The 22,666-nt window shown below is 48.7% G+C and carries 25 protein-coding genes; 24 read left to right on the forward strand and 1 reads right to left on the reverse strand.

Going from position 1 to position 22,666, the window contains the following annotated elements; genetic code table 11:
* Positions 1-9 precede the first annotated feature (9 nt).
* From tgt to H591_RS0107830, 5 genes are all read left to right on the forward strand, one after another.
* Entirely contained in the window at positions 10-1,125 is a 1,116-nt protein-coding gene (gene tgt, locus H591_RS0107810; RefSeq protein ID WP_156853175.1) for a tRNA guanosine(34) transglycosylase Tgt, read from the forward strand.
* 39 nt (positions 1,126-1,164) lie between these two features.
* On the forward strand, positions 1,165-1,497 hold the full coding sequence (gene yajC / locus H591_RS0107815; protein WP_022966395.1) for a preprotein translocase subunit YajC: 333 nt from the start codon (positions 1,165-1,167) through the stop codon (positions 1,495-1,497).
* Between the two features lie 126 nt (positions 1,498-1,623).
* Positions 1,624-3,486, forward strand: a complete 1,863-nt coding sequence (gene secD / locus H591_RS0107820) for a protein translocase subunit SecD (protein ID WP_022966396.1) — start codon at positions 1,624-1,626, stop codon at positions 3,484-3,486.
* A 13-nt stretch (positions 3,487-3,499) separates the two neighbouring features.
* Complete coding sequence (gene secF / locus H591_RS0107825) at positions 3,500-4,408, forward strand: protein translocase subunit SecF (protein WP_022966397.1); 909 nt, start codon at positions 3,500-3,502, stop codon at positions 4,406-4,408.
* A 133-nt stretch (positions 4,409-4,541) separates the two neighbouring features.
* A complete protein-coding gene (locus H591_RS0107830; protein ID WP_022966398.1) occupies positions 4,542-5,081 on the forward strand; it encodes a glycine zipper 2TM domain-containing protein in 540 nt (179 codons plus the stop codon).
* 71 nt (positions 5,082-5,152) lie between these two features.
* Here the strand turns inward: H591_RS0107830 and H591_RS0107835 are convergent, their stop codons facing one another.
* The gene (locus tag H591_RS0107835; protein WP_022966399.1) at positions 5,153-5,965 is read right to left on the reverse strand and encodes an inositol monophosphatase family protein; all 813 of its coding nucleotides are present in this window, start codon (positions 5,963-5,965) and stop codon (positions 5,153-5,155) included.
* Between the two features lie 165 nt (positions 5,966-6,130).
* On the opposite strand from H591_RS0107835, the gene trmJ reads away from it, so the two are divergent.
* The 19 genes from trmJ (at position 6,131) to der (ending at position 22,616) form a co-directional block, all read left to right on the forward strand.
* Complete coding sequence (gene trmJ, locus H591_RS0107840) at positions 6,131-6,916, forward strand: tRNA (cytosine(32)/uridine(32)-2'-O)-methyltransferase TrmJ (RefSeq protein ID WP_022966400.1); 786 nt, start codon at positions 6,131-6,133, stop codon at positions 6,914-6,916.
* Positions 6,909-7,703: a serine O-acetyltransferase gene (gene cysE / locus H591_RS0107845; RefSeq protein ID WP_022966401.1), complete on the forward strand. Its 795-nt coding sequence runs from the start codon at positions 6,909-6,911 to the stop codon at positions 7,701-7,703. Before trmJ ends, cysE begins: the two co-directional genes overlap by 8 nt.
* 166 nt (positions 7,704-7,869) lie before the next feature.
* Positions 7,870-8,340, forward strand: coding sequence for a Fe-S cluster assembly transcriptional regulator IscR (gene iscR / locus H591_RS0107850; RefSeq protein WP_028244282.1), 471 nt, complete (start codon positions 7,870-7,872; stop codon positions 8,338-8,340).
* 29 nt (positions 8,341-8,369) lie between these two features.
* Positions 8,370-9,584, forward strand: a complete 1,215-nt coding sequence (locus tag H591_RS0107855) for an IscS subfamily cysteine desulfurase (RefSeq protein ID WP_022966402.1) — start codon at positions 8,370-8,372, stop codon at positions 9,582-9,584.
* Positions 9,585-9,613: 29 nt separating this feature from the next.
* Complete coding sequence (iscU, locus tag H591_RS0107860) at positions 9,614-10,009, forward strand: Fe-S cluster assembly scaffold IscU (RefSeq protein WP_022966403.1); 396 nt, start codon at positions 9,614-9,616, stop codon at positions 10,007-10,009.
* 1 nt (position 10,010) lies between these two features.
* On the forward strand, positions 10,011-10,334 hold the full coding sequence (iscA, locus tag H591_RS0107865; RefSeq protein WP_022966404.1) for an iron-sulfur cluster assembly protein IscA: 324 nt from the start codon (positions 10,011-10,013) through the stop codon (positions 10,332-10,334).
* A 1-nt stretch (position 10,335) separates the two neighbouring features.
* A complete protein-coding gene (hscB, locus tag H591_RS0107870; protein WP_022966405.1) occupies positions 10,336-10,863 on the forward strand; it encodes a co-chaperone HscB in 528 nt (175 codons plus the stop codon).
* Between the two features lie 41 nt (positions 10,864-10,904).
* Positions 10,905-12,767, forward strand: a complete 1,863-nt coding sequence (gene hscA / locus H591_RS0107875; RefSeq protein WP_022966406.1) for a Fe-S protein assembly chaperone HscA — start codon at positions 10,905-10,907, stop codon at positions 12,765-12,767.
* Positions 12,768-12,772: 5 nt separating this feature from the next.
* Positions 12,773-13,111, forward strand: a complete 339-nt coding sequence (fdx, locus tag H591_RS0107880; RefSeq protein ID WP_022966407.1) for an ISC system 2Fe-2S type ferredoxin — start codon at positions 12,773-12,775, stop codon at positions 13,109-13,111.
* A 16-nt stretch (positions 13,112-13,127) separates the two neighbouring features.
* The gene (gene iscX, locus H591_RS0107885) at positions 13,128-13,328 is read left to right on the forward strand and encodes a Fe-S cluster assembly protein IscX (RefSeq protein ID WP_022966408.1); all 201 of its coding nucleotides are present in this window, start codon (positions 13,128-13,130) and stop codon (positions 13,326-13,328) included.
* 145 nt (positions 13,329-13,473) lie between these two features.
* Positions 13,474-13,905 carry a nucleoside-diphosphate kinase gene (gene ndk / locus H591_RS0107890; RefSeq protein ID WP_022966409.1) on the forward strand — a complete coding sequence of 144 codons (432 nt, stop codon included), beginning with the start codon at positions 13,474-13,476 and terminating at the stop codon, positions 13,903-13,905.
* A gap of 26 nt (positions 13,906-13,931) precedes the next feature.
* Complete coding sequence (gene rlmN / locus H591_RS0107895; protein WP_022966410.1) at positions 13,932-15,044, forward strand: 23S rRNA (adenine(2503)-C(2))-methyltransferase RlmN; 1,113 nt, start codon at positions 13,932-13,934, stop codon at positions 15,042-15,044.
* 53 nt (positions 15,045-15,097) lie between these two features.
* The gene (pilW, locus tag H591_RS0107900) at positions 15,098-15,853 is read left to right on the forward strand and encodes a type IV pilus biogenesis/stability protein PilW (protein WP_022966411.1); all 756 of its coding nucleotides are present in this window, start codon (positions 15,098-15,100) and stop codon (positions 15,851-15,853) included.
* The gene (locus H591_RS0107905; protein WP_022966412.1) at positions 15,853-16,821 is read left to right on the forward strand and encodes a RodZ domain-containing protein; all 969 of its coding nucleotides are present in this window, start codon (positions 15,853-15,855) and stop codon (positions 16,819-16,821) included. Before pilW ends, H591_RS0107905 begins: the two co-directional genes overlap by 1 nt.
* A gap of 2 nt (positions 16,822-16,823) precedes the next feature.
* The gene (gene ispG / locus H591_RS0107910; protein WP_028244283.1) at positions 16,824-17,933 is read left to right on the forward strand and encodes a flavodoxin-dependent (E)-4-hydroxy-3-methylbut-2-enyl-diphosphate synthase; all 1,110 of its coding nucleotides are present in this window, start codon (positions 16,824-16,826) and stop codon (positions 17,931-17,933) included.
* 16 nt (positions 17,934-17,949) lie between these two features.
* Complete coding sequence (gene hisS, locus H591_RS15060; RefSeq protein ID WP_051145825.1) at positions 17,950-19,254, forward strand: histidine--tRNA ligase; 1,305 nt, start codon at positions 17,950-17,952, stop codon at positions 19,252-19,254.
* Positions 19,255-19,264: 10 nt separating this feature from the next.
* A complete protein-coding gene (locus tag H591_RS0107920) occupies positions 19,265-19,909 on the forward strand; it encodes a YfgM family protein (protein WP_022966415.1) in 645 nt (214 codons plus the stop codon).
* The gene (bamB, locus tag H591_RS0107925; RefSeq protein WP_022966416.1) at positions 19,902-21,053 is read left to right on the forward strand and encodes an outer membrane protein assembly factor BamB; all 1,152 of its coding nucleotides are present in this window, start codon (positions 19,902-19,904) and stop codon (positions 21,051-21,053) included. The genes H591_RS0107920 and bamB overlap by 8 nt, the downstream gene beginning before the upstream one ends.
* A 99-nt stretch (positions 21,054-21,152) precedes the next feature.
* Positions 21,153-22,616, forward strand: a complete 1,464-nt coding sequence (gene der / locus H591_RS0107930) for a ribosome biogenesis GTPase Der (protein ID WP_022966417.1) — start codon at positions 21,153-21,155, stop codon at positions 22,614-22,616.
* Positions 22,617-22,666 lie beyond the last annotated feature (50 nt).

Here is a 22,666-nt window from a genome sequence, read left to right on the forward strand (position 1 = left end):
ATGTCTTTTATGCAGTTTGATTTATTAGCGACCGATGGTCGTGCGCGCCGTGGACGTTTGACCTTTCCGCGTGGCGTGGTAGAAACCCCTGCATTTATGCCAGTGGGTACTTACGGCACAGTTAAAGGCATGTTGCCGCGCGATATTGAAGCGATTGGCGCGCAGATGATTCTCGGTAACACCTTCCATCTGTGGTTACGTCCCGGTACTAAAGTGGTGCAGGAGCATGGTGATCTGCATAATTTTATGCAGTGGCAAGGCCCGATTTTGACTGACTCAGGTGGTTTCCAGGTATTTAGCTTGGGTGCCATGCGCAAAATTAAGGAGGAGGGCGTGTATTTTTCTTCTCCAGTGGATGGCGCCAAAGTGTTTATGGGGCCGGAAGAGTCCATGCAAGTGCAGCGTGAACTGGGCTCAGACGTGGTGATGATTTTTGACGAGTGTACGCCTTACCCTGCTGATCTTGAAACTGCAGAAAAATCCATGGAGTTATCGCTGCGCTGGGCTAAGCGCTCAAAAATTGCTCATGGTGATAATCCGTCAGCCTTATTTGGTATTGTCCAAGGTGGTATGCATGAAGACTTGCGTCTGCGTTCTTTAGAAGGACTGTGCGAGATCGGCTTTGATGGCTTGGCCATTGGCGGCTTGTCGGTGGGTGAACCCAAAGAAGATATGATCCGTATTTTGGATTTCTTACCGCCGCACATGCCGCCAGAAAAACCGCGCTATTTAATGGGTGTGGGTAAGCCTGAAGATCTGGTTGAAGGTGTGCGCCGCGGCATTGATATGTTTGATTGTGTGATGCCGACCCGCAATGCGCGCAATGGTCATTTGTTTATTGATACCGGCGTGATTAAAATCCGCAATGCTACGCATCGCCATGATGATTCAACGCTTGATGCGACCTGCGACTGCTATACCTGTAAGAACTTTTCTCGCGCCTATTTGCATCATTTAGACAAGTGCGGCGAAATGCTAGGAAGCATGCTGAACACAATACATAATTTGCGACATTATCAACGCTTAATGGCGGGTTTACGAGAGGCTATCCAACAAGGTACATTGAGCGACTTTGTTGATGGGTTTTACGCGCGACGTGGTTTACCAACGCCGCCGCTTAATTAAAATAACGGACACTAATGTCTTTTGTAATGGGAGTTGTTCATGGATTTCTTTATTTCTGCTGCTTACGCTGATACTGCTGCTGGCGCACCGCCAGGTGGTGAGTACATGCAATTTATCTTGTTGGCCGGTTTTTTGGTCATCTTCTACTTGATGATCTGGCGTCCACAAGCTAAGCGTGCCAAAGAGCACCGCAACTTAGTTGGCGGCTTGCAGAAAGGTGATGAAGTAGTGACCAGTGGCGGTATTGCTGGAAAAGTAACTAAAGTAACTGATGATTTTTTAGTGATTGAAGCATCAGATACAGTTGAGTTGAAAATTCAAAAAAGCGCAGTGATTGCAGCGCTGCCTAAAGGCACTTTAAAAGCGATTTAAGTACATTGTGTGCTGGGCGGTTGTGCTTAAAGGCTGCTAGAGCGACCTTTAAGTGCGCTGCCCATTTTGCGTTATATTCGATTAGTTTTGACTGAATCTAGTTCAGTCACTTAAGCGGGCGGTGTCATGCTCAACAAGTATCCTTTATGGAAGTATCTGCTGATTGTAGCAATCCTCTCCATCAGTTTTATTTACTCTGCGCCAAACCTGTACCCAGATGACCCAGCGATTCAGGTAACCGGTGCCAGCAGTGCATTACAGATTGAACAAGCAGATTTAGACCGTGCCACTGCAGCCTTAACCGCTGCTGGTATTGAAGTTAAAAGTGCTGCCCTTGAAACCCGTGGTGGTTTGCTGCGTTTACTGCATCGTGATGATCAGTTGCCGGCTAAAGATGTTGTGCGTAAAGCTTTGGGTGATGAGTATGTGGTGGCGTTAAACCTTGCTGCGACCACGCCGCAATGGTTACGTAGCCTTGGTGCCAGCCCAATGAAACTGGGCCTCGATTTATCTGGTGGTGTGCACTTCTTGCTTGAAGTGGATATGGATAAGGCGATTTCTGCACGAATTAAAGTCTATGACAGCGAAGTGAAAACTATCCTGCGCAAGGAGCGTGTCCGCTATCGCAGTTTGCCGAGCATCGAAAACGGCGTGCAGCTTGGTTTTGATGATGAGGCAACTTTAAGCAAAGCGCGCAGTTTGATTCGTAAAGACTTTGCTGATTTTGAAATGGTAGCGGCTGAGTTGAATGGTAAGCCCGTGCTGCGGCTAACCTTATTGCCAGCGAAGATTACTGAAATTCGTGAATACTCAATCAAGCAAAACTTAACCACGGTACGTAACCGGGTGAATGAGTTGGGTGTGGCTGAGCCGCTGGTACAGCGTCAAGGTGCTAACCGGATTGTGGTTGAGTTGCCAGGCGTGCAAGACACTGCAGAAGCTAAACGTATTCTCGGTAAAACCGCCAACCTAGAGTTTCGCCTAGCGGCAGCGATGGATGCGCCGCGAGCTACTACAGAAATGTACGAGTTTCGTGAAGAAGGTCGTCCGCCAGTTGCTTTAGAGCGCAGCGTGATCATCACTGGTGATCAGGTGACTGATGCACAAGCTAGTTATGATGAAAATGGTCGTCCGCAAGTGAATATTCGTCTCGATGGTCACGGTGGCGAACTGATGAACCGTGCCACGCGTAACGATATCGGCCGCAGTATGGCAGTAATTTTCATCGAGCAGCGCCCCATGACACGCTATGTGCGTGAGATGGTGGATGGCGTTGAAAAAGAAGTGCCGGTACAAACCTTCAAAGAAGAAAAACGAGTAATCAGCTTGGCGACGATTCAGTCGGCGCTCGGCAGTCAGTTCCGTATCACTGGCCTTGATGGCCAGGGTGAGTCGTCTGAGTTGGCCTTGTTACTGCGTGCCGGTGGCCTCGCTGCGCCAATGTACTTTGCTGAAGAACGCACCATTGGTCCAAGCTTAGGTGCTGAAAACATTCAGTTGGGTGTGCAGGCTGCGCTGTGGGGCTTCTTATTTGTCGCGATCTTCATCGTGCTGATTTATAAGTTCTTTGGTGTGTTGGCGACCGTTGCGCTGAGTCTAAATATGGTCAACCTGTTAGCGATGATGTCTTTGCTAGGGGCAACCTTAACCCTGCCAGGTATCGCAGGTATTGTCTTGACCATGGGTATGGCGGTTGATGCGAACGTGCTGATTTTCTCGCGGATTCGTGAAGAAATTGCCAATGGCATGTCGGTGCAGCGCGCTATTCATGAAGGTTTTGATAAAGCCTACTCAGCGATTATTGACGGTAACTTAACCACGCTATTAGTTGGTGCGATCCTGTTTGCCATGGGCACTGGGCCGATTAAAGGCTTTGCGGTCACCCTGTCGCTTGGAATTATCACCTCAATGTTCACTGCCATTATGGTGACACGTGCCATGGTTAACCTGATGTATGGTGGCCGTGACGTCAAGAAGCTGTGGATTTAAGGATATGACAAGCATGAAACGTGTAATTAATTTTATGGGCGCACGCCATATAGCGGCCGTCGTCAGTTTGCTGATGGTTTTTGCTTCATTCGGCAGCTTAGCTGTTAAGGGGCTAAACTTTGGTTTGGACTTCACTGGCGGTACGCTGATTGAACTCAATTATGAGCAAGCAGCGGATTTGAATAAAATCCGTAGTCAGCTACAAGAAGGCGCTTACCCTGACGCAGTGGTGCAAAGCTTTGGTGCCGTGAATGATGTGTTGGTGCGCCTGCCGGGTGATGACCCAGAGCTGGGTAATCAAGTTGCCCAAGTGTTGCGCCAAGATGCTGGCAGTCAAGTGACTGTTAAACGTGTCGAGTTCGTTGGTCCTGCAGTGGGCGAAGAGCTGCGTGATCAGGGTGGTTTGGGCATGCTCTTAGCCTTGGCTGGCATCATGGTCTATCTGGGTTTTCGCTTTCAGTGGAAGTTCGGTATTGGTGCAATTGTGAGCCTGTTCCATGATGTGATTATCACACTAGGAATTTTCTCATATTTTCAGTTCACCTTTGACTTGACCGTATTGGCGGCGATTTTGGCGATTATTGGTTACTCGCTCAACGATACCATTGTGGTGTTTGACCGTATTCGTGAGAACTTCCGTTTCTTGCGTAATACCTCATTGATTGAAAACATCAATATCTCGACTACGCAAACATTGCTACGTACTTTGGCGACCTCGATCTCCACGTTGCTGGCGGTAGGTGCGCTGCTGGTGTTTGGTGGCGATAACCTCTGGGGTTTTGCTTTTGCCTTATTTATAGGTATCAGTGTGGGAACCTTTTCATCAGTTTATATCGCCAGTATCTTCTTGATTTGGCTGAACTTGACAGTGGAAGACTTGATTCCGCCTGTGAGTACTGAAGAGATTGATGAGACCCCTTAGGTCATTAAGTCGCTAGGCTCTCTTTAATTTGAGAAGTGCGTCTAACTATTACAATTAAGCCATGCAGGTGGGAACTTGCATGGCTTAATTGCTTCTAATGCATCGTAAGTAACCGTTATTTGAGAGAAATAAAATGAATAAGTCGATGTTGATTGGTAGTGTGCTGGGTGCAGTTGCAGTAACAGCAGGCGGTGCTTACGCAACCTATAGTCTTGTGGGTGGCCCGAGCTACGCAGAAGTGGTTGCTGTTAAGCCGATTAAAGAAACAGTGAAAACACCGCGTCAAGAATGCCGTGATGTCACTGTGACTAAGCGTAAACCTATTAAAGATGATAACCGCATCGTAGGTACTGCAGTGGGCGCTGTTGTTGGTGGTTTGCTGGGTAATCAGGTCGGTGGTGGTAATGGCAAGAAAGTGGCAACTGTTGCCGGTGCAGTAGGTGGTGGTTATGCGGGTAATAAAACCCAAGAGCATCTACAGCAAAACAACACCTATACGACCACTGAACGTCGTTGCAATACCGAATATGATATCAGTGAGAAAGTTGCAGGCTACGATGTCAGCTACGAATTAGATGGCAAAGTACGCACTGTGCGTATGGATGAAGATCCAGGTCGTCGTTTGCAGTTAGATGATCAAGGACGTGTGATTCTGTCGCAAGTTGTCCGCTAATACGCGTTATTACGGTCAGTTTAAAACAAAAAAGCGCCTTAAAGGCGCTTTTTTTGTTACTGCAGCGGCTTTTATTTAAAGCTGCGTGGCACAAAAGGTTGGATCGTGGTCAGTACTGCTTTAAAGCATTTTGGACCGCCGGCAACGATGTGTCCTTGTTCTAAAAAGTCATGGCTGCCGTTGAAGTCGCTGACCAATCCGCCTGCTTCTTGTACTAAGAGTGCACCTGCGGCCAGATCAAACTCAGACAGTCCGTATTCCCAGAACGCATCATAACGGCCTGCCGCAACATAGGCTAAATCAAGGCTGGTAGTACCGGCGCGGCGAATACCTGCAGACTGTACGGCGAGTTCTTTAAACATCGACATGTAACTGTCCATGTTCTCCAGTTGGCTTTCGCCAGCAGGGAAGCCGGTGCCAATCAGTGCGTCGTCAAGAGTCTTGCGTTTGCTGACACGCATGCGGCGGCCGTTAAAGGCTGCGCCATTACCACGGCTAGCAGTGAATTCCTCTTGGCGAACAGGGTCGATAATGACCGCATGTTCAATGCGTCCACGGTATTTGCAAGCAATGCTGACGGCAAAGTGAGGAATGCCGCGAGTAAAGTTGATAACACCAGTGAGCGGTTCGATCAGCCACTCGTAGTCAGCACCATCAGCTTTGCCGATAATGCGACCGCCTGCCTCGGTATTGATACCGTGATCAGGGTGGGCTTTAAGTATAGATGTGATAATGGCTTGTTCGGCAGTGCGGCCAATCTCAGTGACGTAATCTTTTGCGTCTTTTTCACTTGCTGAGACCGCATCTAAGCGCTCAATCGAACGAACAATTAATTCACCTGCGCTACGAGCAGCGCGCAGCGCGATATTCAGCATTGGCTGCATGAAAAGTCACCGGAGGTTGTTAAAGAAGAGCGCGCATTCTAGCAGAAAGCATTTCGAAGGTCTGTAGTTGCGTTGTTCTTTTTCATGGCGTGATTGCGGGGGCTTCGGTAAGCTTGTGTTTTTTGCCTTAATAGACTGCATTTAAAATGCGAACTGGAGTGCTCTGTGCTGGATAAAATTCGCGTGGTTTTGGTTAATACCAGTCACCCAGGCAATATTGGTGGCGCCGCCCGAGCGATGAAAAATATGGGGCTCAAATCCTTGGTATTGGTCGATCCGATCAAGTATCCGCACCGTGATGCCAATTCGCGTGCGGCTGGTGCTGATGACATACTTGAAAATGCAAAGGTAGTAGCTACTCTCGAGGAAGCATTAGAAGGCTGCAGCGTGGTATTAGGTACCAGTGCCCGTGATCGCCGCATTCCTTGGCCGTTGCTGGACCCGCGTGAGGCTGCTGGCACGTGTTTGCAGATGTGGCAGGCGGATCAGGAAGCGGGCATTGCCCTTGTGTTTGGTCGTGAGTATGCCGGCTTAACCAATGCCGAGTTACAACGCTGCCAGTACCATATTCACATTCCATCGGATCCAGAGTTCAGCTCGCTAAACTTAGCAGCAGCGGTGCAGGTGATGTCTTATGAAGTGCGCATGGCTTGGTTAAAAGAAACTGAGCAGCCAACTCACATGCCAGAAGTTGAAGCGACTGGTATGCTGGGGACTGCACCTGCCACGCATGAATCATTGGAATTGTTTTATGGGCACTTGCAAGAAACGTTAATTGAAATTGATTTTTTGGATCCAGAAAAACCGCGGCATTTAATGGCGCGCTTAAGACGTATTTTTGGCCGTAGTCAGCTGAAAAAGTCTGAAGTAAATATTTTGCGTGGTATTTTGACCGAGACTCAAAAAGCCGCACGAGGTGAGATCGTCCAGCGTCGAGGTGAACATGTTTAGCAATATGCGAGAAGATATTCAGAGTGTTTTTCGTCGCGATCCTGCCGCGCGTAATGCTTTTGAGGTATTAACCTGCTACCCAGGTTTGCATGCCGTGTGGCTGCATCGTTTGGCTCATGCTTTATGGGTGCGTAACTGGAAATGGCTGGCGCGAATGGTTTCAAATCTGGGGCGTTGGTTAACCGGTATTGAAATTCATCCTGGCGCTAAAATCGGTCGTCGCTTCTTTATTGATCATGGTATGGGCATTGTTATCGGTGAAACTGCTGAGGTTGGCGACGATGTCACTCTCTATCAAGGCGTGACTCTGGGCGGTACCAGCTGGAATAAAGGTAAGCGCCATCCAACTCTAGAGGATGGGGTGGTGGTTGGTGCTGGCGCGAAAGTATTAGGTCCGTTTACCGTTGGTGCCGGCGCGAAAATTGGCTCCAATGCTGTGGTGACCAAAGCCGTGCCAGCTGGTGCTACCGCGGTGGGTATTCCAGGGCGCATCATTGTTAAAACCAGTGAAGAGCAAGAAGCTAAGCGTCAAGCGCTGGCTGAGCGCTTCGGTTTTGATGCCTACGGCATGAGTGAGGATATGCCGGACCCTGTTGCGCGTTCAATTGGCCAGATTCTTGATCACTTAGAAGCGGTTGAGGAGCGGCTGGAAGGTATGTGCGAAGCGCTGCATAAAATGGGCAGCGATTTTCAGGGTAAAGAGTTACCGACCTTGCCGGACTCTGCTTTCCCGTGTTCTGAGCTGCTGTCGCGCAGCTCCGCAGAAGATGATGGTGTAAAGGATTAGATGATCGGCTTAGAGAGATTGGCGCTGCAAATGTGGGCAGTGCCAACTTAGCCTGCTAGAATAGCGTGAGTTTAATCCCGAGTAATTTAATCAGGTTTAATACTTGATCTATTTACTCGGGTATTGCATAATAAGTCCTGAAATCCACTCTTTGCGGTATTCATTTATGCGACTTACAACCAAAGGCCGCTATGCCGTGACAGCAATGCTTGATTTGGCATTGAATGCACAAGATGGTCCCGTGCCTCTAGCTGATATCTCTGAAAGACAAGGTATTTCTTTGTCTTACCTCGAGCAACTCTTTGCTAAATTACGACGCGGCAAGCTGGTCAATAGTGTGCGCGGGCCTGGTGGTGGCTATCAGTTAGCATATGAGCCTGAGTCTATCCAAATAGTGCAAGTAATAGATGCGGTGAATGAGTCTGTAGATGCTACGCGCTGCCAAGGTGTCGGCGATTGTCAGGGTGGTGATGAGTGTTTAACCCACCGGCTGTGGTGTGATTTAAGTAAACAAATTCATGATTTTTTAAGTGGTATTAGCTTGGCTGATTTAGTTGCACGCCAAGAAATTCAAAAAGTTGCATTGCGCCAGAGTCAGCGTGTAGCAAACAAAATTCAAGCGTCCTCCGTTGAGTGAGTAAGACGCAGACCGTGAGGAGATTTACAATGAAACTGCCGATTTATCTAGACTATTCAGCGACAACACCGGTTGATCCGCGAGTGGCCAAAAAAATGTGCGAGTGCCTCACTCTTGAGGGTAACTTTGGTAATGCCGCATCACGTTCTCATGTGTATGGCTGGCGCGCTGAAGAAGCTATCGAGAATGCGCGTCGCCAGGTGGCTGACTTAATTAAAGCGGATCCGCGTGAAATTGTCTGGACCTCGGGTGCGACAGAATCAAACAACTTGGCGATTAAAGGTGCGGCGCATTTTTACGTAAGTAAAGGTAAGCACATTATTACCTCTAAGCTTGAGCATAAAGCGGTACTGGATACCACTCGCCAACTTGAGCGCGAAGGTTATGAGGTAACTTACCTTGAGCCTTGCGAAGACGGCATAATTACTGCTGATATGGTTGCTGAAGCATTGCGTGACGATACTATTTTAGTGTCAATCATGCATGTCAATAACGAAATCGGCACGATCAATGACATTGCCGCAATTGGCGAATTAACACGTTCCAAAGGTGTGCTGTTCCATGTTGATGCGGCGCAGTCAGCAGGTAAGGTTGAAATCGACCTGGAAAACACCAAAGTTGATTTGATGTCCTTCTCTGCGCACAAAGCCTATGGTCCAAAAGGTATGGGTGCCCTCTATGTGCGCCGTAAGCCACGCGTACGTTTAGAAGCGCAAATGCATGGCGGTGGTCATGAGCGCGGTATGCGTTCAGGAACCCTTGCCACTCACCAGATTGTTGGAATGGGCGAAGCATTTGAGTTGGCGCGTTTGGAAATGGCTGAAGAAAGCCAGCGTATTGCTACGCTGAATAAGCGCTTTTATGACAAAGTTCGCGATATGGATGAGTTGTACTTAAATGGTAGTGCGACTCAGCGTGTACCGCACAACTTAAACCTCAGTTTCAACTATGTTGAGGGTGAGTCGCTGATTATGGCGCTAAAAGATATGGCAGTTTCTTCAGGTTCAGCCTGTACTTCTGCCTCGCTTGAGCCGTCTTACGTACTGCGCGCGCTAGGCCGCAGCGATGAGTTAGCACACAGTTCGATTCGTTTCACTTTCGGTCGTTTTACTACCGAAGAAGAAGTGGATTATGCCGCAGGACAGATTCGTGAAGCAGTACAGCGTCTCCGCGATTTGTCACCGTTGTGGGATATGCATAACGACGGCGTTGATCTCTCTAAAGTTGAGTGGCAAGCACATTAATGCTTGCCCGTTAAGTAAGGAATACCATCATGGCATACAGTGAAAAGGTCTTAGACCACTACGAGAACCCTCGAAACGTTGGCAAGATGGACGCCGATGCTCCTGATGTTGGTACCGGCATGGTCGGTGCACCAGCTTGTGGCGACGTAATGCGCCTACAGATTCAAGTCAGTGATGACGGCATCATTCAGGATGCGAAGTTCAAAACTTACGGCTGTGGCTCTGCCATTGCATCAAGCTCTTTAGCAACAGAATGGATGAAAGGTAAAACCATTGATGAAGCTGAGCTGATCAAAAACACCACGATTGCTGAGGAGTTGGCTTTGCCACCAGTGAAAATTCACTGCTCAGTTTTAGCGGAAGATGCGATTAAGGCTGCGGTACGTGATTACAAGCAAAAGAAAGGCTTAATCAAAGAGGTTTGATATGGCAATCAGCTTAACAGAAGCCGCAGCAAATCATGTGCGGCGCTCACTTGAAAACCGTGGTAGCGGCGAAGGCATACGCCTAGGCGTGCGCACCACGGGCTGTTCAGGTATGGCGTATGTGCTTGAGTTTGTTGACGAGTTGCAGCCTGATGATGAAGTGTTTGAAAGTTTCGGCATGAAGGTCATTATTGATCCTAAAAGCCTTGCTTATATTGATGGCACAGAGCTTGATTTTGTCCGCGAAGGCATTAACGAAGGCTTTAAGTTCAATAACCCTAACGTGCGTGGCGAGTGCGGCTGCGGCGAAAGTTTTAATGTGTAATATGGGACAGTCCCAGCACACTGACTATTTCGCCTTGTTCGCTTTACAGCCAACCTTTGCTGTTGATACAGCGGCGTTGGCTGTGACCTACCGACAGCTGGCAAAAGATGTGCATCCAGATCGCTTTGCCAATGCAACAGCTGCCGAGCAGCGTCAGGCAGTTGAGCGTGCGGCAGAGCTCAATGATGCTTTTCAAACCTTGAAGTCACCGACTCAGCGTGCACTGTACTTGCTACGCCAGCAGGCTGAAATGCCAGAAGAGACGACCATTCAAGACGGTGAGTTTTTACTCCAGCAAATGGAGTGGCGTGAGCAGTTAGAAGACCTTCAAGAGCAGGCTGACTTGCAGGCGTTAGAGCGTTTTGTCGGTGAGTTGAAGCAGGCGCGCAGCAAGATTGATAATGCTTTTGCCTTGTGTATTGAAGATCCTGAGCAGCGCTTGCAAGCTGAGCGATTGGCGCGACGTATGCAGTTTTTGGACAAGATGTTTTATGAAGTGCGTCAGCTAGAAGAGCGCTTAGACGATTAACCCAAAGCCTGCTGGTGCAGGCTTTCAGATTAAAGATCCGTATGGCCTTACTACAGATTGCAGAACCTGGACAAAGCCCGCAACCTCACCAGCAGCGTCTGGCGGTTGGGATTGACTTAGGCACGACCAACTCCTTAGTGGCGACCGTGCGCAGTGGTATTGCTGAAGCTTTACCGGATGTTGATGGTCGCATTGCTCTGTCTTCGGCGGTGCGCTATCACGCCGATCGCATTGAAGTCGGGCATCTGGCGCGCGAAGCTGCGGCCAGTGATCCTTATAATTGTATTTTATCGGTGAAGCGCCTAATGGGGCGAGGCTTGGCCGATGTGCAGCAGCTCGGTGAGCAGCTACCGTACCGTTTTCAGGCGGGAAAATCGCATATGCCGTTTATTGAAACGGTGCAGGGGCCGAAAAGCCCAGTTGAAGTGTCTGCGCATATTCTGCAAGCACTGCGTGAACGTGGTGAGGCCGCATTGGGTGGTGAGTTAACTGGTGTGGTGATTACCGTGCCAGCGTATTTTGATGATGCGCAGCGCCAAGCCACTAAAGATGCAGCGCGTTTAGCGGGTCTTAATGTTTTACGTTTACTGAATGAACCAACGGCTGCAGCGGTCGCTTATGGTTTGGATCAGCAGGCAGAAGGTGTTGTAGTTATTTATGACTTGGGCGGCGGTACCTTTGATGTGTCGATTCTGCGCTTGAGTCGTGGCGTGTTTGAAGTGCTCTCGACCGGTGGTGACAGTGCGTTAGGTGGTGATGATTTTGATCATGCCATCGCCCGCTGGATGATTGAGCAAGCCGGTGCTTCTAGTGATTTATCACCCAGTGAGCAGCGCTCTGTATTGCAGCAGGCGTGTGCCGCAAAAGAGTTATTGACCAGTCAAGATGCTGTTGCTATGCATTATCAAGATTGGCAGGGGCAGCTCAGTCGCGATACTTTTGAGCAATTAATTGAGCCTTTGGTGGCGCGCAGTTTACGTGCCTGTCGCCGTGCTTTGCGTGACTCAGAGGTTGAGTTGTCTGAAATTGAATCAGTCGTAATGGTGGGCGGCTCTACTCGGGTACCTTTAGTGCGCACGCGAGTCGGCGAGTTGTTTGAGTGCACACCATTAACTGATATTGATCCCGACCAAGTGGTTGCTATCGGTGCGGCTATTCAGGCGGACACCTTGGTGGGTAATAAGCGCGCAGGTGATGAGTTATTGCTGCTGGATGTCACGCCTTTATCCCTGGGTTTAGAGACCATGGGTGATTTGGTTGAGAAAATCATTCCGCGTAATACCACTATTCCCGTGACTCGAGCGCAAGAATTTACTACCGCGCGCGATGGGCAAACGGCAATGGTTGTGCATGTTTTGCAGGGTGAGCGTGAGTTGGTCAGTGATTGCCGCTCGCTGGCACGCTTTGAATTACGCGGTATTCCGCCAATGGTGGCTGGCGCTGCAAAGATTCGCGTGACTTTTCAGGTGGATGCCGACGGCTTGCTCAGCGTGACTGCGCGCGAGTTAGCGAGCGGCGTGGAAGCCAGTATTCAGGTTAAACCCTCGTATGGCTTAACCGACACTGAAATCAGCGGCATGCTCAAAGCATCATTTGAAAATGCTGCCAATGATAAGCAAGCCCGTGCATTGCAAGAGCAGCGCGTAGATGCAGAACGTCTATTAGAAACTGTGCGAGCTGCGTTAAAGGCAGACGCAGAGGCTTTATTGACTGAACAAGAGCGAGCAGTGATTGAGGAGCGCATGAGCGCTTTAGATGCTGTTCGTCATAGCAATGATGTAAATGCTATTGCTCGCCATGTTCAGCAGCTTAATCATGCAACGAATGAGTTCGCTGCACGCCGTCTCGATGCCACAGTGAAGTCTGCGTTGGCTGGACGACAACTTAATGAAATGGAGGGTTAGTCCCTATGACGCAAATTATATTTTTGCCCCATGCTGAGCATTGCCCTGAAGGTGCTGTTATTGAAGCAGTTCCTGGTGAAACCATCATGGATGCTGCGCTACGCAATGGTATTGAAATTGAACATGCCTGTGAGATGTCTTGCGCCTGCACCACTTGCCATGTGATTGTGCGTGAAGGCTTGCAGTCGCTGGATGAGTCGGATGATTTAGAAGACGATATGCTTGATAAGGCTTGGGGTCTTGAGCCCGATTCACGTTTATCATGCCAGGCAGTAGTCAAAGACACAGACTTGACGGTGGAAATTCCAAAGTACACTATCAACCAAGTGTCTGAGCGTCAGTGATTGAGAGGGATTTAACATGCAATTAAAATGGGTAGATGTGCTTGAGATTGCAATTTCACTCAGTGAAAAGCATGAAGATATTGATCCGCGCACCATTAACTTTGTCAATTTACGTCGCTTGGTGACTGAGTTGCCTGAGTTTGCTGATGATCCTGAGCGCAGTGGCGAGAAAATTCTTGAAGCCATTCAAGCAGCTTGGATCGAAGAGATCGAGTGATTCGGCACTGAGTTGATCGCGCTGCACAGCAGAAAACAGTCAATGCCGGCCAAGTAGGGCTGTGAGTGGCTACGCATTTTCAACAAACCCGCGTATAATTCGCGGGTTTGATCCTTCTAAACACTTAATTCATCTGGAGTTTTACATGACTGTTCAACGTACTTTCTCAATCATCAAGCCTGACGCCGTTGCAAAAAACGTTGTTGGCGAAATTACTTCACGCTTTGAAAAAGCAGGTTTACGTGTTGTTGCCTCTAAAATGGTACAACTGTCAGAGCGCGAAGCAGGCGGTTTCTACGCTGAGCACAAAGAGCGTCCTTTCTACAAAGACCTCGTTAGCTTCATGACTTCAGGTCCTGTGATTGTTCAGGTTTTGGAAGGCGAGAACGCTATCGCAGCAAACCGTGACCTGATGGGCGCAACGAACCCGAAAGAAGCAGCTGCTGGCACTATCCGTGCTGACTTTGCAGTTTCTATCGACGAAAACGCTGTACACGGTTCTGACTCAGAAGCCGCTGCTGCACGTGAAATTTCATACTTCTTCGCAGCAACTGAAGTATGTGACCGTATCCGTTAATAACGGATAGGCAACAAGGTGAATCCATGACAACTGTAACTGAAAAAGTTAACCTACTTGGCTTAACGCGTGAGCAATTGATTGAGTTTTTCGCCTCTATTGGCGAGAAGAAGTTTCGCGCTGACCAAGTAATGAAATGGATTCACCATTTTGGTGTCGATGATTTCTCCTCGATGACCAATGTCAGTAAAGCGTTACAAGAAAAGCTGAGTGATTGTGCTGAGATCCGTGGTCCAGAGATCGTCAGCGAAGATATTTCTAGTGATGGCACCCGTAAATGGGTGGTGCGCGTCGCTTCCGGCAGTTGTGTTGAAACTGTCTATATACCGCAAGGCACTCGCGGTACTTTATGTGTCTCATCCCAAGCAGGTTGTGCTCTAGACTGCAGTTTTTGCTCAACGGGAAAACAAGGGTTTAATAGTGATCTGAGCAGTGCTGAAGTTATTGGCCAAGTCTGGATTGCTTGCAAATCATTCGGTTCTATTCCTGCGTCTGCAGAGCGTGCCATCACTAACGTGGTGATGATGGGAATGGGTGAGCCGCTGCTCAATTTTGACAATGTTGTTAATGCGATGAAGATCATGCTGGACGACTTAGGGTATGGTATATCCAAGCGTAAAGTGACTCTGTCGACCGCTGGTGTGGCTCCGATGATTGATAAGTTAGGCGAGCATATTGATGTGTCGCTGGCTTTATCATTGCATGCGCCCAATGATGCGCTGCGTAACACTTTGGTGCCGGTGAATAAAAAGTATCCGCTCAATGTGGTGCTGGATGCTTGTAAACGTTATATCGCTAAGTTGGGCGAAAAACGCTTTTTGACCATTGAATATACCTTGCTTAAAGATATCAATGATCATCCAGAGCATGCTGAGCAGTTGGTTGAGTTATTAAAAGATGTGCCATGTAAGGTTAACTTGATACCCTTTAATCCGTTTCCACATTCTGGTTATGAGCGGCCGAGCAATAATGCTATCCGCCGTTTTCAGGATGCCTTGCACCATGCTGGCTATAGTGTGACAGTGCGCATGCCGCGTGGTGAAGATATTGATGCAGCTTGTGGACAGTTAGTCGGCCAGGTACAAGATCGCACGCGTCGCAGTGAGCGTTATATAGCTGTGCGGCAAATTAATAGTTAAAAACAATAAGTTGCTGACAATCAAGCGGCATGTCGGACTTAGGTGGAGTGGATATGATTGTTCGAGCAGGAGTTTTACTGGTCTTTTGTGGTTTATTGAGCGCTTGTGTCTCAAGCGGCAATACACCGCCGTTGCGTACTGAAGAAGGACGCCAGCAAGCCCGTGATGCTTATATCCAGCTAGGTATTGGTTATTTGCAGCAGGGCATTACTGAACAAGCAAAAATGCCGTTGCAAAAAGCTTTAGAAATTGATCCCTCGAGTGCCGATGCGCATGCTGCCTTAGCTATGGTTTTTCAAAATGAATTAGAGCCGGAGCTGGCTGACAAGCATTATCGTAAAGCTTTGGCGCAAGGCAAAGATACGCGTATTCAGAATAACTATGGCAGCTTCTTATTTGAACAGGGTAAGTTTAAAGAAGCGTATGAGCAGTTTAATGAAGCGTCACAAGACACCATGTATTCAGGCCGCTCGCGGGTTTTTGAAAATATGGGGCTAGCGGCTTTACGTTTAAATGATAAAGAAAAAGCCATACAGCATTTTGAGCGCTCACTTCGTTTGAATCCGCAGCAGCCCCGTGCCTTATTAGAAATGGGAGTGTTGTTGTTTGAACGTCAAGAGTATGTGCCTGCTCAGCGTTACTATGAAGCATTTACTCAGCTGAGCGACCATAGTGCGCGCAGTCTATTGTTAGGTGCACAGTTGGCTAAGATTTTTCAAGATCGCAATCAGGCTGCTAGCTTAGGTTTGCAGTTGAAGCGTCTGTACCCAGCAAGTGCTGAGTACAAACAGTATCGAGCGGAGCAATAATGAACGATACAAACTCTGCAGCAACTGCCTCAGTTGGTGAAGTACTGAGTAATGCACGCAAGGCTGCGGGCTGGGCGGTGACGGAAGTCGCCAGTAAGTTAAACCTTACCGTTTCGGCGGTTGAGTTTTTAGAGCAGAACCAGTTTGCTCAGCTACCGGGTACCACTTTTGCACGCGGTTATATCCGCTCCTATGCAAAGTTGCTGGGTTTAGATGGAGCGCAATTGGCGCAGGCATTTGATCAGCAGATCGGTGCAGCGGCTGATGTGAGTGCTGTGCATACTATTGATCGTGTCGGAGAATCACGACGTGTACCGCGGGGTATGCTGCAGTTTGGCTTGTTTATACTCTTTGTTGTTGTGCTGGCCGCTATTTATTATGGTTGGCAGTCACGCCAGACCAATGCTTTACAAGCTAGCAATAAGCCACCGGTGTTTGAGCGTGTTGAGGTTGAGCGCGCGGATGGCTCGATGCATGTACAAAACCTCGATGAGCTAGAAGATCAAGCAGTGGCTTTAGCGCTGGAGAATCATGAGACAAACCCGGACGATGCGGTCCTTGCAGATGTTGCTGAAGGCGAGCTTGCGGAAACGGAGCAAGTGGCGGAGGAGTCTCTAGTCGAGACTGGTTTCGCACAGTTGCCAGCAGCGCCTACAGTCGTCACAGAAAACAATCCAGCTGCCACTTCAGTTGAGGACGCCACTGAGCAGTTAGAGCTCGCAGAAGGTATGGGACGCGCGCAGTTGACCTTTACTAACGACTGCTGGTTACGTGTTGTCGATGCCGATGGCAAACAGCTGGCAGGCGGTCTTCAGCGTGCTGGCGAAGAACTAGCGGTTAGCGGTAAAGCGCCTTTGGATGTTCATTTAGGTTATGCCAGAGGTGTCAGTGTTGTTTACAACGGTAAAACAGTCGATTTCAGTACAGCAATCAGTGGTGAAACTGCCAGATTTAAACTGGGCGAATGATCATGCATGAACAATCTTTAATAAAACGTCGTATTTCTCGAAAAATTTATGTCGGTGATGTGGCGGTAGGCGGTGATGCACCGATTAGCGTGCAGAGCATGACCAACACCAATACCTGTGATGTCGACGCTACTGTTGCGCAGATTTTGCGACTAGAGCAGGCTGGTGCCGATATTGTTCGGGTTTCTGTACCTGATATGGAATCAGCAGAAGCCTTTGGCCGGATCAAAAAGCAAGTGCATGCGCCTTTGGTGGCTGACATTCATTTTGATTATCGCATTGCCTTACGTGTGGCTGAGTTGGGTGTTGATTGCTTGCGTATCAATCCAGGCAATATAGGCAATGAAGCGCGGGTTAAAGCCGTTGTCGATGCCGCGCGTGATCGTGGTATTCCGATTCGAATTGGTGTGAATGCGGGTTCTTTAGAAAAAGACTTGCAGAAGAAATACGGTGAGCCGACCGCAGAAGCTTTGGTTGAATCCGCGCTGCGTCATGCCGAGCATCTTGATCGCTTAAATTACCAAGATTATAAGATCAGCGTAAAAGCCTCTGATGTATTTATGGCGGTTGCCGCCTATCGCCAGTTAGCTGCAGTGATTGATCAGCCGCTACATTTGGGTATTACTGAAGCCGGTGGTTTGCGTTCAGGTACAGTCAAGTCTGCAGTCGGTTTAGGCATGCTGCTGGCTGATGGCATTGGCGATACGATTCGCGTGTCCTTGGCCGCTGATCCGGTGGAAGAAATTAAAGTCGGCTTTGATATTTTAAAGTCGCTCAAACTGCGCTCGCGCGGAATTAACTTTATTGCCTGTCCAAGCTGCTCTAGGCAGAACTTTGACGTGGTGAAAACCATGAATGAGCTAGAAGTACGCTTAGAAGACTTATTGGTGCCATTGGATGTTGCGGTAATTGGTTGTGTGGTCAATGGCCCAGGTGAAGCGAAAGAAGTCCATGTTGGTTTAACCGGTGGCTCGCCAAACTTGGTCTACATTGATGGCAAGCCAGTGCAGAAACTTAATAATGAACATTTGGTGGATCAGCTTGAAGCGTTGATTCGCAAACGTGCCAGTGAAAAAGTAGCTGCTGATGCAGCGCTGATTGTGCGCGGTTAATCGTCAAGGAATTTTTGTGAGTAAACCATTACAAGCCATTCGCGGCATGAATGATATTTTGCCAGAACAGTCTCCGCTCTGGCGCTACTTTGAAACCACCGTGGCACAGTTGCTTGATTGCTACGGTTATCGGCAAATTCGTATGCCCATTGTCGAGTTCACTGAATTGTTTCAGCGCTCGATTGGTGAAGTGACCGATATTGTTGAAAAAGAAATGTACACCTTTGCTGATCGTAATGGTGACTCGCTGACGCTGCGCCCTGAAGGCACTGCAAGTTGTGTGCGCGCGGTGATGGAACATGGTTTGGCAGGTGGTGGCCAAGTGCAAAAACTTTGGTACCACGGCCCGATGTTTCGCCATGAGCGTCCACAAAAAGGTCGTTACCGCCAATTCCACCAGTTTGGTGTTGAAGCCTTTAACTTGCCTGGACCTGATGTCGATGCTGAGTTGATTGTACTGACTTGGCGTTTATGGAAAAAGCTGGGTATCAGTGAACACGTAACCTTAGAGCTCAATAGCCTTGGTACCTCCGCAGCTCGAGCAGTTTATCGCGAAGCCTTGGTGAGCTATTTGAATGCACGCCATGATCAGCTGGATGAAGACAGTCAGCGCCGCGTGTTAACCAATCCACTGCGTGTACTTGACAGTAAAGTGCCAAGCACCCAGACCCTGTTGGCTGATGCCCCACAGTTGGATGCCTATTTGGATGATGAGTCACGTGAGCACTTTGTGGGTCTGCGTGCGCGTCTGGATGCCGCAGGCGTTCCTTATGTGATTAATCCACGTTTAGTGCGTGGTTTGGATTACTACGGCAAAACTGTATTTGAGTGGGTTACTGATCAACTCGGCGCCCAAGGCACTGTCTGTGCTGGCGGCCGTTACGATGGTTTGGTTGAGCAAATGGGTGGCCGTGCGACTCCTGGTGTTGGTTTTGCTATGGGCGTTGAGCGTTTGATTCTAATGCTGGAAACCCTAGGTAAAATTCCTGAAGAATTATCACGGCAGACCGATGTCTATTTCTGCGCCTTTGGTGAGACCAGTGAATTAGCCGCCTTGGCGCTTGCAGAACAGGTACGTGATGCCTTGCCTGGCTTACGTTTGCAGGTTAATGCTGGTGCTGGTAGTTTTAAAAGTCAGTTTAAAAAAGCTGACAAAAGTGGCGCGTTATATGCCTTAATACTCGGCGAAGATGAGTTGCAAGCGAAAACCGTCGCGATTAAACCGTTGCGCGCTGATGAACCACAGCAAACAGTGGCTTGGGAAGCGCTAAGCAAAAATTTACAAGTTTTTTTTAATCACGACTCATCATTAACTAACTAGGAGTATCAGCGTGAGCGATAATACTGAAGAAGAACAAATTGCGCTGATTAAAGAGTGGTGGCAGCGTAACGGTAAGCCATTATTAGCGGGTGGTGCATTGGCTTTAGTGATTGTGTTTGGCTGGCAAGCTTGGCAAAAACATCAGGCTACCCAGGCACAAACAGCATCTGCTCTATATCAGCAGTTGATGGAAGCAGCGTTAGTGCCGAGTGAACAAGTCGATGCACAGAAAGTTGCACAATTGCTGACGCAATTAAAGGCGGTTAACAACGATAACGCCTACGCACAATACGGTCGTTTATTGGCGGTGAAAGTTGCTGTTGATAACAATCAGTTGGACGACGCTGCTCTAGCCTTACAAGAAGTTCTTGATAAGCCAGCCAATGACACTCTAGAAGAGCTAGCGCGCCAGCGTTTAGCCCGAGTATTGCTCGCGCAAGAGCAAGCAGAGAAAGCACTAGAAATACTAGAAGGTAAAGCTTTACCTGCTTTTCAAGCCACGCGTGACGAGTTACGCGGTGATACTTTAGTAATTTTGAAGCGTCCTGCAGAAGCAAAAGCCGCTTATTTACAAGCTAAAGAAGCCCTTGCAGCAGACGCTGCAGCTGGCAGCTTGTTAATGAAACTCGATGATTTAAGTGAAAAGGATGCTTAACTTGAAACGATACAAGTATGCAGCCGTATTGGCTTTAGCAGTGTTTGTGGTGGGTTGCAGCAGCACCAGCAAAAAAGAGCTACCTCCACTCGCATTAGAAAAAATTACGACTGAAATTGAGCTGACTAAAGAATGGAGCGCCTCAGTAGGCGCCGGACAAGGTAAACTGTGGAATACCTTGACGCCTGCGGTTGATGGTGATTATTTATATGTCACCGATGTCGATGGCCGTGTTTCTGCGCTCGACCGCTTTACCGGTAAAGCCCTGTGGACCCGTAAGCTCAAGCTTAATGTTTCAGGTGGCGTTGGCGCGGGTTCAGGCCTGGTTTTGCTCGGCACCCTTAATGGTGATGTGATTGCCTTAAATGCGGCTACCGGTGAAGACCTGTGGCGCAGCAAAGTGACCAGTGAAGTGTTGTCCGCACCCGCCACCAATGGTGATGTGGTGGTGGTACAGACTCAAGATGATCGCTTGATTGCTTTAGAAGCCGCTACTGGCCAACAACGTTGGATTTTTGAAAATACTCCAGCGGTATTGACCTTACGCGGTACGGGTGCCCCGATTATTACTGATTATGTGGCCTATGCAGGCTTATCGACCGGCAAAGTGATTGCCGTTGATACGCAGCGTGGATTGCCAATTTGGGAACAGCGTATTGCTGTACCAAGCGGCCGTACTGAGCTTGAGCGCATGGTTGATATTGATGGCAGTGTTTTGCTCTCAGGTAACACCCTGTATGTGGCGACCTATCAAGGTCGTTTAGCCGGCTTGGATGCGCAAAGCGGGCAAGTGATGTGGCAGCGCGAAGCCTCTAGCTATGTCGGTGTTGCTGAAGGTTTTGGTAATGCTTATGTGAGTTTGGCTGATGGCACTGTTGAAAGTGTCGATGAGCGTTCCGCTACAGCAATGTGGAGTAATAAAAGCTTATTGCGTCGTCAACTGTCTGCACCTGCAGTGTTCTCAAGTTATATCGCAGTTGGCGATCTTGAAGGCTACTTGCATATCCTCAGTCAGGTCGATGGTCGTTTTGTAGCGCGTACTAAAATTGATGGTAATGGATTACGCGTACAACCTTTAGTGGTTGGTGGCTGGCTGTATGTTTACGGTAATGGCGGCAAGCTGGTTGCTTTAACCATTAAGTAAGCTGTTAGACAGACTGGTTTTTGTCTAACAAAGAGTTTAGCCGCTGTCGTTAGGTCGACAGCGGCTTTTGTGTTTTTTGAATTATCGCTGGAGGAGCCAATGGTTCCCGTAATTGCTCTGGTGGGCCGACCGAATGTCGGCAAATCGACGTTGTTTAACCGCCTGACTAGATCCCGCGATGCGATTGTAGGCGACATTCCTGGTTTGACCCGTGACCGCCAATATGGCGAAGCGAAGTGGCAGGAACGCAGTTATATTTTGATCGACACCGGTGGTATTACCGGTGACGAAGAAGGTATCGATGCAAAAATGGCCGAACAGTCGCTACTCGCGATTGAAGAAGCGGACGTGGTGCTGTTTTTAGTTGATGCGCGTGATGGCCTGTGCCCTGCGGATCAAATGATTGGCGAACATCTGCGCAAACGTAATAAAACCACGCTAGTGGTGGTGAATAAAGTCGATCACATTGATGAAAACATTGCTCTAGCTGAGTTTAGCCCAATGGGTTTAGGCAGCTATGTAGCGATTGCTGCGGCGCATGGCCGTGGTATCACCCAGATGCTGGAATTAAGCCTCGGTGATTTTCCTAAAGATGACGTGATTGATGAAGTTGATCTGGACAGTATTGTGGAAGGCGTCGACCTTAAGCGTATTCCAGGTCCAGACGCTAAAGATGGCATTAAGATTGCGATTATTGGTCGTCCGAACGTCGGTAAATCGACGCTGGTTAACCGTATGCTTGGTGAGCAACGGGTGGTTGTGTATGACCAACCGGGCACTACGCGCGACAGTATCTATATTCCTTTTGAGCGTGATGATGAAAAGTACACTCTGATTGATACAGCGGGTGTGCGTCGTCGCGGTAAGATTTCTGAGGAAGTCGAAAAATTCTCGGTGGTGAAAACCCTACAGGCGATTAAAGACGCCAACGTGGTGATCTTTGTGATGGATGCGCGCGAAGGCGTGGTGGATCACGACCTTAACTTGTTGGGCTTTGCCTTAGAGTCCGGCCGCGCCATTGTGATTGCACTGAATAAGTGGGATGGCATGCAGCCAAGTGAGCGCGACTATGCGAAAAAAGAGCTGGAGCGTCGGCTTTATTTCGTTGATTTTGCTGATATTCACTTTATCTCGGCGTTACACGGCACCGGTGTTGGCCATCTGTATAAATCTGTACAGGCTGCCTTTACCTCGGCGATTACCCGTTGGCCAACCAACCGCTTAACCCAGATTCTTGAGGATGCAGTGCGTGAGCACCAGCCGCCAATGGTTGCTGGGCATCGAATTAAGTTGCGTTACGCGCACTTAGGTGGTGCTAACCCGCCGCTAATTATCATCCACGGCAATCAGGTTGAAGCGGTTCCTAAAAGCTATGTGCGCTATTTAGAGAACACCTACCGCCGTGTCTTGAAGCTGGTCGGTACACCGATTCGCATTGAGTTCAAAGGCGGCTCCAACCCCTTTGAAGGTAAGAAAAACAAACTCAGCGATCGTCAGGTGAACAAAAAGCGCCGCTTGATGGCCAATAAGAAAGAGCGGGATCTGCGCAAAAAGAAAAAGTAAGTGATTTACTTCAGGCATTGCTGTCAATGCCTGAAGGTTTGCTGTGACGG

Source organism: Denitrificimonas caeni DSM 24390, assembly GCF_000421765.1.
GTDB classification, from domain to species: domain Bacteria; phylum Pseudomonadota; class Gammaproteobacteria; order Pseudomonadales; family Pseudomonadaceae; genus Denitrificimonas; species Denitrificimonas caeni.